This is a genomic window from Microbacterium sp. RD1, assembly GCF_052220165.1.
Classification (GTDB): domain Bacteria; phylum Actinomycetota; class Actinomycetes; order Actinomycetales; family Microbacteriaceae; genus Microbacterium.
Map to the genome: position 1 here is coordinate 416,339 of NZ_JBQPOL010000003.1, position 13,872 is coordinate 430,210.

The window sequence follows — 13,872 nt, forward strand, 5'->3', positions numbered from 1 at the left end:
ACATGCGGATCATCGACAACGTCTCCGACCTCCTCGGCGACGACCTCAAATCTGAGATCAGCCGCGGATCGAAAGTGCGCATCGCCGCGTCGACCTTCTCGATCTTCGCGTTCGAAGCACTGCGCAAGGAACTCGAGCATGTCGAGGAACTCGAGTTCATCTTCACGTCGCCGTCGTTCAGCAACGGTCAGGCCACCGACAAGCTGCGGAAGGACCGTCGCGAGTTCTTCATTCCGCACGCCGAGTCGTCGCTCTACGGCTCGGAGTTCGAGATTCGTCTCCGCAACAAGCTGACTCAGCGCGCGATCGCCCGCGAGTGCGCTGCCTGGGTGCGTGAGAAAGTCACCTTCCGCTCGAACGCCAGCGGCCACCAGATGCAACAGTTCGCCGTTGTCGACGACGGTGCCGCATACATGCCGCTCCAGGGGTTCACCACTGCCGACCTTGGATACGAGCGCGGCAACGCAGTTTCCAACATGGTCACGAAGTTCGAAGGTGCTCCCGAGACGAGCAGCTTTCTGAACCTGTTCGACCAGATCTGGGCAAGCCCCGGCCAGCTGAACGATGTCACCCAAGCCGTGCACGACTACATCGCGAGCGTGTACGCCGAGAACTCCCCGGCGCGCATTTACTTCCTCATCCTCTACAACCTCTTCTCCGAGTTCCTCGACGACATCAATGAGGACGTGCTCCCCAACGACCGCACCGGCTATCAGGACACTATGGTCTGGCAGGGCCTGTACAACTTCCAGCGAGATGCCGCGACCGGCATCATCAACAAACTAGAGACCTACAACGGCTGCATCCTCGCCGACAGCGTCGGTCTCGGAAAGACATTCACCGCGCTGGCCGTCATCAAGTACTACGAGCTCCGCAACAAGTCCGTCCTAGTTCTGGCTCCGAAGAAGCTCGCCGAGAACTGGACGAACTACAACGCAAACCTGACGACGAACATCTTCGCGAGCGATCGGTTCAATTACGACGTCCTCGCGCACACCGACCTCTCGCGAACCCGGGGCGAGTCGCTCGGCCTCCGGTTGGATCGTATTAACTGGGGCAACTACGACCTCGTCGTCATCGACGAGTCGCACAACTTCCGCAACGCCGACTACGCCGAAGAGAAGGAGTCGCGTTACCAGCGACTCATGAGGCAGGTCATCCGCGAGGGCGTGAAGACCAAGGTGCTGATGCTGTCGGCGACACCGGTGAACAACCGGTTCAACGACCTCAAGAATCAACTGCAGCTGGCGTACGAGGGTGAGAGTGACACCCTCGCCGCGAAGCTCACGCTCTCGACATCGGTTGAGCGGGTGTTTCGCGACGCTCAGACGGTGTTCAACGAGTGGTCGAAGCTTCCCGCTGAGGAGCGCACCGCCAACCGCATCCTGCAAATGCTCGACTTCGACTTCTTCGAACTGCTCGACGCGGTCACCATCGCACGATCTCGCAAGCACATTCAGGCGTTCTACGACACGAGCGAGATCGGCGTTTTCCCGCAACGGCTGCCGCCGGCCTCCGTTCGCGAACCGCTCACCGACCTCCCGGATGTCCCCTCCTTCAACGAGATCTTTGAGCAGCTGCAAGTGCTGACGCTGGGCGTCTACACGCCACTCGCCTACGTGTTCCCGAGCCGTATCAGCAAGTACGAGGACCTCTACAACGTCACGACTGGCAGCGCCCGTTCAAATCTCGGCCAGCAAGGTCGCGAAGAGGGTCTGAGGAAGCTCATGACCGTCAATTTGCTCAAGCGCCTCGAGAGTTCGGTGGAGGCGTTCCGCTTGACGCTGGCGAAGATCGAGTCTGCCGTTGACAGTACGCTCACGCGACTCAGCAACCACTCCGGCTCGCTCCCGGAGATCCGCGAGATAGACGATCTCGACTTCGACCTCGACGATGAGGACGATGCCAACGTCGAGGCGCTGTCGTTTGGCGAGAAGATCCGCATCGACATCGACGACATCGACGTCGAATCGTGGCAGCGAGACCTCTGGCATGACCGCGAGACACTGCGCGAGCTCCTCGACGAGATGCGCAAGGTGACCCCGCCGCACGACCTCAAGTTGCGCAAGCTCCGGCACCTGGTCCAGGAGAAGGCAGAGCACCCGCTAAACCCCGAGAACCGCAAGGTGCTGATCTTCTCTGCTTTCGCCGACACCGCGAACTACCTCTACCGCGAGCTCGCACCGCCGCTCCAGCAGGCGGGGCTGGAGAGCGCGGTGATCACCGGTGGCAGCCACGGCGCGAAGTCCACGATCGGCACGGGCTTCGACTTCCAGCAGATCATGTCGATGTTCTCGCCCAGGTCCAAGCAGCGCCACCTGACGATGCCCACAGAGACCCGCGACATCGATGTACTGATCGGCACCGACGTCATTAGCGAGGGCCAGAACTTGCAGGACTGCGACTACCTCGTCAACTACGACATCCACTGGAACCCGGTGCGGATCATTCAGAGGTTCGGTCGTATCGACCGCATCGGTTCGACGAACGAGGTCATCCAGCTCGTCAACTTCTGGCCCGACATCTCGCTCGACGAGTACATCAACCTGAAGGAGCGCGTCGAGAGCCGGATGGTGATCGCCGACCTCGCCGGTTCAGCCGATGACAACGTGCTCAACCCGGAGGATTCGGATGCCGCCTTCCGCAAGGAGCAGCTGCGCAGGCTGCAGAACGAGAACATCGAACTCGAGGACGTTCGAGCCGGGGTCTCGATCACGGATCTCGGCCTCAACGACTTCCGCATGGACCTGCTCGCGTACATGAACGAGTACGGCGACATTGCGACTGCCCCGCGCGGCTTGCACGCCGTTATCACCGCAGACCCTGCCATAGGCCTCCTGCCGGGTGTGATCTTCGCCCTCAAGAACGTAAACGCCGACCCTGCCGTGAACCGGGGCAACCGGCTACACCCGCACTACCTCGTCTACGTCGATGACGAGGGGAATGTCATCGCTAACCACACCGAGGCGAAGCGCCTACTCGACCTCGTTCGCGCCGGCTCGCGCCCTCACGACGAACCCGTCGTCGACGTCACTCGTGTCTTCAATGAAGCCACCCGCGAGGGCGCCGACATGAGCAAGTACTCCGGGCTCCTGACGGATGCCATCCACTCGATGATCGACGTCACTGAAGAACGTGACATCGACAGCCTGTTCAGCGGTGGGCACACCACCGCTCTCACACAGCAGATCGCGGGTCTCGACGACTTCGAGCTGATCGCGTTCATCGCCGTCGTCGACCCGGCGGGTCTCGCATGACCGACATCCTGTACCAGTGGCCGGCGGCGACGCGATTCGGCGCACGGGTGCCAAAGGAGAAGTTCTACGAGCATGGTTCGGTCACGTCAGCTGTGCGCGAGAAATTCGTCTCTGACGTGCGACGGATTACGTGGACGCACAAGCTTGCCGAAGTGACGATCAATCTGCCGAGCACGCCAGCAGTGCCCGAGATCGAGGTCTTTGAGCTCGACAGTAAGCGCGACGATGTCGCCGATGCGGTCCTGACCTCCATCGATAAGGCCGTGCCGAACCCGAGCATCTTCGAGATCACGCGCGACCGGTCCGGGCGCCGTGAAGTGCGCATGGTCGCAGCCCACAAACCGCGCGGAGCCGGACCGCCAAAGGTGAACGACTATTACTCGACCCGATGGATGCCCGCCGATGCCGAAAGGTCGGCGTTGCCGGCGGCGATCTCCTTGCCGGCGCTATATGCGGAGCTCCTCGCCCCACTCACGCCGATCGACCTGCGACCGGGGGAAGAGGTGACTGAGGTTGCCGAGAGACTGGAAGCGGTGCGCCGCTTGGAGCGGGAGATCGGTGCGCTCGAGCGCAAACTGCGATCCGAGCCGCAGCTCAATCGCAAGATGGAGTTGCGGCGGGTGTTGAAGACGAAGCAAGCAGAACTGGAAGACCAGAAGTGACCATAGAGAAGCTCCGCATGACATCCCCCGACCTCACCCAGGCGAACATTGACAAGCTCGCCGATCTCTTCCCGAGCGTTGTTACTGAATCGCTCGGCGCCGACGGCACTCCCACTCGCGCGATCGATTTCGACCTGCTCCGCCAGGAACTCTCCGATCACATCGTCGAAGGACCGCAGGAGCGCTACCAGCTCGACTGGCCGGGCAAGCGCGCGGCGGCCTTCGCCGCGAACGCTCCGATCGCGAAGACGCTGCGGCCCGTGCGCGAAGAGTCCGTCGACTTCGACACCACGAGGAACCTCTTCATCGAAGGCGACAACCTCGAGGCGCTGAAGTTGCTGCAGGAGTCGTATCTCGGCAAGGTCAAGCTGATCTACATCGACCCGCCCTACAACACCGGCAATGACTTCGTCTACGAAGACGACTTCGCCGAGTCGAGCGCCGAGTACCTGGAGCGCTCGGGCCAGAAGACGGAGTCCGGCGACCGTCTCGTCGCGAACACCGAGGCTAACGGCCGCTTCCACTCCGACTGGCTGAGCATGATGTACCCGCGCCTCAAGCTTGCACGGAACCTGCTCGCAGATGATGGACTGATTTTCATCTCAATCGACGATCACGAACTCCACAATCTGCGGACCATCTGCTCCGAAGTATTCGGTCAGTCGAATTTCGTCGGAATCATTACACGTGCCACAGGAACCCCTACGGGCGGGGGCTTCGATGGCTTCACCAATATGGTTGATTACGTCCTCGTTTATCGCAGAAGCGACCGCGCGACCATCAATGGGCTGGAGTTTGGCGATAATGACGCCGCTATCTACAACGAACAGGATGCGCGCGGGAGGTACCTGACGCGATCACTGCGTCGTACCGGTGGTGAGGACCGTCGCGAGGACCGACCGACCATGTATTTCCCCGTGGAAGCACCTGACGGATCTTCCGTCTATCCGGTCGGACCTGGTGGGTACGAGAGCCGCTGGATATGCGGTCGCGAGCGCTTTGATGAGATGTCCCGCGATGGCCTGATCCAGTGGAAGCGCGTGCAACGACCGGAAGGTGAAACGTGGCATCCTTTCCAGAAATTCTACCTTGAGGGCCGCGATAAGCGACCCTCAAACCTCTGGACAGATCTAGAGGGAAATAAGAAGGCAACTCGTGAACTTCGCGATCTGTTCGATGGTGAGAAGGTGTTCGACTCGCCCAAACCGACCGCGTTGGTCGAGCGCATTATCGAAGTGGCGACAGATCGTGACTCCTTAGTCTTAGACTTCTTCGCAGGCTCAGGAACGACTGCAGAGGCTGTACTCCGCTTGAATGCGCGCGATAGCGGAGCTAGGTCCTACATCCTCGTGCAACTCCCCGATCCGGTGCCCACCAACTCGGGTGCTGCTCGGTTCGGGTTCAACGTTCTATCCGAAGTCTCCCGCGAGCGCCTGCGTCGTGGAGGTGCGCGCACGCACACAGGCATGGAGAATCACGGGCCAGCACTCGACACCGGGTTCCGCTCGCTGCATGTTGCGACGACGAACATGACGGACACGCTCGCGACCGCGGATGACCTCGTGCAGATCGCACTCACAGAGTCTGTCGACAGCGTGAAGCCCGACCGCACTGACGAGGACCTGCTCTTTCAGGTGCTACTCGAATGGGGGCTCGACCTTGCGGAACCGATCACGGTCGACGAGGCTTCGGGTCATCGAATCCTGGCCGTTGCCGAGGACGCACTGTTCGCGTGCTTTGCCGACGACGTGTCGGCCGACGTCGTCCGGGCAATCGCAGAGCGGCGCCCGCTGCGCGCCGTCTTCAAGGACTCTGGCTTCGCAACCGACGCTGCGCGAATCAACGCCGAGCAGATCTTCCGTGAGCTGTCACCCGAGACCGAGCTAAGGACGATCTGACCCGATGAAGCTCCAGTTCAAGGTCCAGCAGTATCAGACCGAGGCCGTCGATGCAGTGGTCAACGTGTTCGCAGGACAGCCCTATGCCGATGGGGTGAAATACCGGATCGATCCCGGCAAGAGCGGCTCGGCGACGCTCTTGGAGGACGCCGGTCTGCGCAACGTGGAGATCGCGCTAACGCCACCGCAACTGCTAACCAATATCCACGCAGTGCAGCGGGCCCGGGGGCTGACGCTTTCGACGGACATGAAGGACCCGGCCAAGAAGTCCGCGGCCCCGATCAATCTCGATGTCGAGATGGAGACCGGCACCGGCAAGACTTACGTCTACATCAAGACGATCATGGAGCTGCACAAGCGATACGGGTGGTCGAAGTACATCGTCGTCGTACCGTCGATCGCGATCCGCGAGGGCGTGAAGAAGTCTTTCGACATCACCGCCGAGCACTTCCAGCAGCTCTACGGCACCAAACCCCGCACGTTCATCTACAACTCCTCGCGATTGCACGAGATCGAGCGGTTCTCATCAGACGCGGGCGTGCAGGTGATGATCATCAATGTTCAGGCCTTCAACGCCACCGGCAAGGATGCTCGACGCATCTACGAAGTGCTAGATGACTTCCAGTCCCGCAAGCCGATCGACGTGATCGCGGCGAACAGGCCGATCCTGATCATCGATGAGCCGCAGAAGATCGAAGGCGACGCGAAGAAGCCCTCGAAGTCGCTGGAGGCCCTGACGTCGTTCAATGCCCTCTTCGCGCTGCGATACTCCGCGACCCACCGGATCGAACGAACAAAGGTGCACCGACTCGACGCCATCGACGCCTACAACCAGAAGCTGGTGAAGAAGATCGCTGTGCGGGGAATCACCGTCAAACACCTGGCCGGCAGCAGCGCTTATCTGTACGTGGACGGCCTCGAGGTCGGCAAGGGCGCGGACTTCCCGAAGGCACGAGTCGAGCTCGAAGTGCAGACCGCCCAGGGCATCAAACGGCAAGTGAAGCGCCTCAGCCAGGGAATGAACCTTCATGACATCTCCGGCGGAATCGAGGCATATAAGGGTCTCTTCATCCGCGACGTGGACGCCACCCGCGACATCATCGAGCTGAGCAACGGCGACATCATCGGTGCCGGCGAGGTAACAGAGGACGTCGCCGAAGACCAGAAGCGGCGCATCCAGATCCGCGAGGTCATCCGCGCCCACCTCGCCAAGGAACGCGAGCTGTTCGCGCAGGGAATCAAGACGCTCTCGTTGTTCTTCATCGACGAAGTCGCCAAGTACCGCGACTACGAGCGAGACGACACCCTCGGCGAGTATGCCCGAGCGTTCGAGGAAGAGTACGCGGCTGTGCTCGCCGACTACCTCGGCGAACTCGACCTGGACGAAGCGGCTGAACGCTACCGGGACCACGTCCAGGCGATCCCGGTGCGCTCGACCCACGAGGGATACTTCTCGATCGACAGGAAGACCAAGCAGTTCGTAGATGGCAGGATCGCAGCCCGTGGTGACTTCGCAGGTCAATCGGATGACGTTGACGCTTATGACCTGATCCTTAAGGACAAGGAGAGGCTGCTCTCATTCGAGGAACCCGTCCGATTCATCTGGTCTCACTCCGCGCTCCGCGAGGGCTGGGACAACCCAAATGTGTTCGTGATGGGCATGCTCAAGAAGAGCGACAACACCACGACACGGCGGCAAGAGATCGGCCGTGGCCTGCGACTCGCCGTGGATCACCACGGCGAGCGGATGGATAATCCCGTCACCGTCCATGACATCAACGAGCTGACCGTCGTCACCGATGAGTCCTACACCGATTTCGTGACGGCGCTCCAGAAGGAGATCATCGAGTCGCTGTCGGCGCGGCCACGCAAAGCGAGTGTCGACTACTTCGTGGGCAAGCCGATCACGCTTGGCGATGGATCTACGAGCGCGCTCGGGAAAACGGTCGCGCAAGCGCTCTACTTCCACTTGATCAAGAACGACTACATCGACGAGTCAGGCCTGATTACGCAGGCGTACAAGGATGCGCGAGCCGACGGAACCCTCGCCACGCCGAGCTCCGAGGTACTCAAACCCGTCATCGACTTCGTCTGGCCGCTCGTCGACGCTCTGTACCTCGACGTCCCGAAGCCAACCGACGGACGGAAGCCGAAGAAGATACCGCTCAACGAAGCCAACTTCAGCAAGCGCGAGTTCCAGGAACTCTGGGGACGCATCAACCACAAGGCCGTTTACCAGGTCGACTTCGACTCCAAAGAGCTGATCGACAACTGCGTCCGCGTACTCGACACTTCTCTCAACGTCACCGTCATGCAGTACCTGGTCGAGAGCGGCAACCAAGTCGTCGGCCTCGAAGTGGAACAGCTGGAAGCCGGCACGGGCTTCAAGGTCTCCGAGACGAAGGTCGAGCATTCGGCCGTATCAGCGGGTTCAACTGTGAAGTACGACCTGTTGGGAGAGATCGCCGAGAAGACGCAGCTCACCCGCCGGACCTGCGCGGCGATCCTCACCGGCGTCCACCCCGGCACGTTCGCGAAGTTCAAGCAGAACCCCGAGCATTTCATCACCGAGACTGCCCGGCTCATCAACGAGCAGAAGGCAACCGCCATCGTCGAGCACCTCAGCTACGACCCACTCGACAACCGCTACGACTCGTCGATCTTCACGGCGAACCAGACCGCACAGGACCTGTCGAAGGCCGGCGACAAGCTGAAAAAGAGCGTCTACGAGTACGTCGTCACCGACTCCAAGGTTGAGCGATCGTTCGTCGAGAAGCTCGACGTCGCCGACGAGGTCGTTGTCTACTCGAAGCTGCCGCGCGGGTTCGTCATCCCGACACCCGTCGGCGACTACAACCCCGACTGGGCCATCGCACTTCGTGACGACGCCACGCAAATCAAGCACGTCTACTTCGTCGCTGAAACGAAGGGCTCTATGTCGACGCTCCAGCTCAAGGGGATCGAAGACGCGAAGATCGAGTGCGCCCGCAAGTTCTTTGCCTCCCTCAACGATCGGAGCGAGCGAGGCAACGTCAAGTACGACGTCGTCGACAACTACGACTCTCTGCTCCAGCTTGTCGGGACATGAGCAGCTTGTGAGTAGCTATCTGAGACGGTTAGTGGAGCGTTGATGGCACGCTGTCCAGTAGTGGTCGCGATTGGAAGTGGCCTGTTTTCTGCTGACGTCCTTGCTATTCGAGCCCGAGCTGGCGTGACAGTGGGTGATGTTCGTGTGTCGCGCGAGCACTTCGACGCCTTGTTGCGCCCGCAGCTGGGTGACGGCGTTGACTCAAGACTCGTCTTGCGGTCGGAGTATCCAATCTTGGTATTCCTATTAGGCCCACACGAAGCTTCCGCGGTGTTTGCGTCGGCGGATCCACGCGTTGTCCGGATGGGTCTAGACGAGACCGTCATGATCAAGGTCGAGTGGTCGGTGGTCGATGGCAACGCAGCAGTCGACGGCACGCTGCTTGTGATCTGGACGGCTCGAGACCGTAGGAGTGGCAAACGCCCGAACCTGTTCTGGGGTCGGTCGGCGGCAATCATCGCCAGCGCGTTTCCCGGTGATATCTCTCTTGCGCATCCCACCCTTTTGGCACCCGGTTCCCGAGTTCGTCGCGCCCGCGAACGGACCCGGTCTCGCTGGTTTTGGAGGAAGCAACAGATGGAAGTTGGCTCTCAGCGACCGCGCCTTGTGGGGCTGTCCGTCCGCGGTTTTCGGGGCTTCCGCGAAACCGCAGAGTTGCGACTCGCGATGCCCAACGGGACGCCGGGAAGCGGGCTCACGATAATCGTCGGCGCGAACAACGTCGGGAAGTCAACGCTCTGGGAATCGTTCGATGCCATTGCGCGCCGGCTCAACGCAGAGAGGTGGCCTACGTCCGATGTCTCGTTCTCGGAGGGAAAGCGCAACCGGCGCGCACCGAATGGCGTGAGGATCGCGGCGACTTTCACCGGCGGCGCGGAGTGCGCAATCGAGAGTATGGGGCCAGACACCAGCGAAACTCGGTCGGGCTGGGAAACTGATGGTTCCGAGCCCCCAACTCCGCCCACCTTTGTGGTTGTGCCGTCGCGACGGCAGTTTCAGGCGCGGTTTGGTCGCGGAGGTCAATCGTCGCCCACCTGGATGACGGCATCTGGCGAGTTCTCCCGATACCAGATGCGAGATGGCTTTAGCTCGAGACTCTTCGACCTCCACGCGGACGAGGCAAAGAAGCGTTCCTTCGACAAGTTGCTGACTGAAGTGCTCGGGACACGTCTCGAGTGGTCTATCGATCTCGCCGACGGCGACCACGGCGGCTCCTACTACCTCAAGGTCGCTGCCGGCGCCGACACCTACTACTCAAGCGAAGGATTAGGGGAGGGCATCATCAGCCTCCTCTTCATCTTGAACGCTCTGTACGACGCCACCCCAGAAACGGTCGTGGTGATCGACGAACCCGAGCTATCGCTGCACCCGCAGGCGGTCCGACGTCTTGGAGTTGTTCTGGCCCGATTCGCGTCAGATCGCCAGATCACGATCTTCACGCACTCGCCCGCACTGGTCTCGTGGGATGCGATCGCAAACGGCGCGGAAGTCGCACGAGTTTATAAGCGGGGCCATGACTCTGCGATAGCCCAAGCTGACAGGGCCGTTCTCGCCGAAATCAGCAAGCTGCGCGGGAGCTGGAACAACCCGCATGTGATCGGTTTGGACGCAAAAGAGACGCTGTTCTTGGAGGACGGCCTGATCGTCCTGGAGGGTCAGGACGACGCCGCCCTTCTGCCCCGCGTAGCGGAATTGGTCGGGGTTGAGCTCGGCGGTTCCGTCTATGGGTGGGGTGCCGGGGGCGAAGGCAACATCGAGAAGGTGCTCGCACTGTTGAAGTCTCTGGATTTCGCGCGCGTTGCAGCCGTTTTTGATAACAATGTCCCGGAAAAGGTGGAGCGGGTGCGGCGTGCCTTCCCGGGCTACCTTGTCACGACGATTCCAGCTGCTGATGTTCGCACCAAGCGGGCGGAATCTGCGCGAGAGGAGAAAGCTGGGCTCCTCGACAAGAACGCAAGACGCCTGCGCGATCCGGAGCTCGCGGAGCCGACACGGGTCGTGCTGGACGAGGTCAACGCGTATCTCAACTCACCTAACGAATAGTCAATGCACGCAGGCACCACGGGTGACGGACACCCTTTGGAAGCACTCCCCTACACATACCTGCACACCACAAAAATCCCTGGATAACAGGCAAAACGCACCCTATCCTGAGCGCATGCGCGGAGGCCTCGAACGATGGAAGCGAGGTGTCGAATCCGGAGGGGTTCGACAGGCGATCGGCTACGCGCTCAAGGGCACCTGCGATGCTCACCGGCAGCACTCCCCCGGCGTTGACGCGCTCGAAGCGTACAGTGCCGCATCGGGTTCGACCGTCTCACGGTTCATCGTCGCGAACGGCGTCATCACCTCTGACGAACTCACCGCCGGCGGCCTTCGTGTCTGGCTCACCGGCCACGACCCGGACACCGGAGAAGAGCGCGGCCATCAGCGGCTGAGCCCCGACGCCGACCTGCTGCTCGACGGATCGCTCAACCACCCGAAGTCATACAGCATCGCCGCGCTGCTCCATACCGAACTCGCCACCGAGTTCGAGGCTCTCCAAGACCGGCTGCGTGAACGCATCCTGCTCACGTGGCAGACGGAGCTCAACGCGCGGCGCGGGCACGGAGGGCTCATCCGCGAAGAGCTCACCCGCATCGAGGTCGTCGAGCTGCAGCATCGGCGCTCGCGCGCGCTCGACCCGCACATCCACCGTCACCTCTGGCTGAACATCAAGGTGCTCGGCGCGGACGGCAAGTGGTCGAACCTCGACTCGCGCGTCGCAATGAAACTGCACACCGTCGTCAATGCCGAGGGCGAGCTCGCCGCTCGCACCGATCCCGCCTGGATTGCCGCACTCTCCCGGCACGGATACACGCTCGAAGACACGGGCGAGATCGCCGAACTCGCCGGCGCCGTCCGCCCCGTCTCGCGTCGGTCGGCGCAAATCGAAGCCAACCGCGCACGCCTGATCGCGGAGTGGTCGGCGGCGCACGGAGGATCTGCGCCGAGTGCGGAGGTGCTGCAGCAGATCGATCGGCGCGCATGGGCGGTGTCGCGCCCGAACAAGCCGGCCGATCTCGATGAGGCGGCTTGGGAGGCCCGCGTCCGCGACGAGATCACAGCAATCGATGAGAGTCTGACCACCCCGCGCGCACCCATTCCCGTCACCGCAACCGATCCGGATGCCGTCGACCTGGATCTGCTCGCTGCACAGGCGGTCGTCGACTCGGACGAACGGTCCACATCGAGCGGCGGGAGGTTCAGCAGCTTCGACATCCGCGCGGGTGCAATACGCGCGCTCTCGCGCACGGGCGTCGTTGCGGAGCGCGACCAGCTCGACGGCCTAATCGCCGAGATCGCGGAGCGTGCCACGGATGCCGTCTTCCGGCTCGTCGCCGATGAGCCGCCGGCCCACGTGAAGGCGTTCATGGCGACCGAGACCGTACGCGCAAAGGTGCGTCTCGCCGGCCGCTTGGACGTGCTCGCCCGACCCGGGCGCTCCCTGCTGCCGGGCGAGTTGCACCGGTTCGCGCCGAACGAGGAGCTGTCGGCACTGGATGCATCGCAAGGCGCTGCCGCCTGCGCCATCGCCGGCACGGACGGACTCGTGACGGTGACCGGCCCCGCCGGCACGGGCAAGACGACGATGCTGCGCGCTGCGTTCGCGGCGCTCGCGTCGCAACGGCGACGGATGCTCGTTGTTGCTCCCACTCGAAAGGCGGCATCGGTGGCGTCCCGCGAGGTCGGGGCCGCGGCATCCAGTGTTCATGCGCTGCTTTTGGACCACGGCTACCGATGGGGCACCGACGAGGCGGGCGCGCAGGTGTGGACCAGGCTTATAACGGGAGAAGTCGATTCCAGCACGGGCACCGAATACGGCGGACCAACCCAGTACGTGTTGCGTTCTCGCGATCGGATCGTCGTGGACGAAGCCGGCATGGTCGATCTGCAGACGGCAAACGTCCTCGTCGAGCTCGCGATCGAACAGGGTATCGGGCTGGCCTTCGTGGGTGACACGCATCAGGCGTTGCCGGTCGGGCATGCGGGCGCGATGGGCTCTGCGATCCGGCACGCGAACGCGGCGGTCGAACTCGACACGGTGCACAGGTTCCGTGACCCCGACTACGCGGCTCTGACGCTGCGGCTCCGGGATGCGGGTGATCGCGAGAGCGCGCTGGTGGTCGCGGGCGAGCTTGCCGAACACGGTCACGTCGACCGGGTCGAACATCACGACGCCGCGCGTGCGCGGATGGTCGACGCGTACTTCGACTGGCACGCACGCGGCAAGCGGGTGACGCTGGTATCGGGCACGAATGCTGAGGCGGATGCGATCAACGACGCCATCCAGCAGCGGCGACTGGATCAGGGCGAGCTCGACGTCCGCGTCGTTGCGTGGGGAATCGGGCAGCAGCGCATCCTCGTCGGCGACACTGTCCAAACCCGTCGCAACGACCGGCTCACGGGAGTAGAGAATCGCGCGCAGTGGATCGTGCGCGCTATCCGCGACGAGTACCTGTCTCTTGTCTCCGTGAGCGACAGCGGCGAGGTGGCGCGTGTGTCCACCGAGTACGCGCGCGAGCACCTGCAGCTCGCCTACGCGACCACCGTGCACGGCGTGCAGGGCGACACCGCCGATGCGTCGGTAGTCGGGCCAGATGTGGATGCCGCGGGACTCTACGTGGGCCTCACGCGCGGCCGGGTGCACAACGTCGCGATCGTCGTCGCGCGGACGGATGTCGCGGCTCGGGAGTGCATCGCTGAGTCGATGCAGCGCGGCACGCCGGAGTTGACGATTCAGGATGCTGTGCGCGCGGCCCAGGCCGAGATGCGGCGCGCGGCGCGGAACCGGGAGACGGCGATGGCCACGGGACCGGTGGTTGGGGCGCCGAGTGCGGGGCGCGGGATGGGAATGTAACGCCGCCCGGTTCTCGGGCGCTCAGCGGCCCGGTGTGCGCCCGAGTCATTCGGGCATTGCAGGAGCC

At 62.5% G+C, this 13,872-nt stretch carries 6 protein-coding genes; all 6 read left to right on the forward strand.

Annotation, left to right across the window (positions count from 1 at the left end; translation table 11 throughout):
* Window positions 1–2 precede the first annotated feature (2 nt).
* Complete coding sequence (locus ACTU3I_RS16565; protein ID WP_442926807.1) at window positions 3–3,257, forward strand: helicase-related protein; 3,255 nt, start codon at window positions 3–5, stop codon at window positions 3,255–3,257.
* Window positions 3,254–3,919 (forward strand): DUF4391 domain-containing protein, encoded by a 666-nt coding sequence (locus tag ACTU3I_RS16570; protein WP_442926808.1) that lies wholly within the window; start codon window positions 3,254–3,256, stop codon window positions 3,917–3,919. The genes ACTU3I_RS16565 and ACTU3I_RS16570 overlap by 4 nt, the downstream gene beginning before the upstream one ends.
* Before the next feature lie 17 nt (window positions 3,920–3,936).
* Window positions 3,937–5,817, forward strand: a complete 1,881-nt coding sequence (locus tag ACTU3I_RS16575; RefSeq protein ID WP_442926809.1) for a site-specific DNA-methyltransferase — start codon at window positions 3,937–3,939, stop codon at window positions 5,815–5,817.
* Window positions 5,818–5,821: 4 nt separating this feature from the next.
* On the forward strand, window positions 5,822–8,905 hold the full coding sequence (locus ACTU3I_RS16580) for a type III restriction-modification system endonuclease (RefSeq protein ID WP_442926810.1): 3,084 nt from the start codon (window positions 5,822–5,824) through the stop codon (window positions 8,903–8,905).
* A 324-nt stretch (window positions 8,906–9,229) separates the two neighbouring features.
* On the forward strand, window positions 9,230–10,948 hold the full coding sequence (locus ACTU3I_RS16585) for an ATP-dependent nuclease (protein ID WP_442926811.1): 1,719 nt from the start codon (window positions 9,230–9,232) through the stop codon (window positions 10,946–10,948).
* A gap of 115 nt (window positions 10,949–11,063) precedes the next feature.
* On the forward strand, window positions 11,064–13,805 hold the full coding sequence (locus ACTU3I_RS16590; protein ID WP_442926845.1) for an AAA family ATPase: 2,742 nt from the start codon (window positions 11,064–11,066) through the stop codon (window positions 13,803–13,805).
* Window positions 13,806–13,872 lie beyond the last annotated feature (67 nt).

Excerpts from the sequence above, each read along its gene's own strand:
- ACTU3I_RS16585 (WP_442926811.1), top strand. The coding sequence starts at position 9,230 with ATGATCAAGGTCGAGTGGTCGGTGGTCGATGGCAACGCAGCAGTCGAC.
- ACTU3I_RS16590 (WP_442926845.1), top strand. The coding sequence starts at position 11,064 with ATGCGCGGAGGCCTCGAACGATGGAAGCGAGGTGTCGAATCCGGAGGG.
- ACTU3I_RS16575 (WP_442926809.1), top strand. The coding sequence starts at position 3,937 with ATGACATCCCCCGACCTCACCCAGGCGAACATTGACAAGCTCGCCGAT.
- ACTU3I_RS16565 (WP_442926807.1), top strand. The coding sequence starts at position 3 with ATGCGGATCATCGACAACGTCTCCGACCTCCTCGGCGACGACCTCAAA.
- ACTU3I_RS16570 (WP_442926808.1), top strand. The coding sequence starts at position 3,254 with ATGACCGACATCCTGTACCAGTGGCCGGCGGCGACGCGATTCGGCGCA.
- ACTU3I_RS16580 (WP_442926810.1), top strand. The coding sequence starts at position 5,822 with ATGAAGCTCCAGTTCAAGGTCCAGCAGTATCAGACCGAGGCCGTCGAT.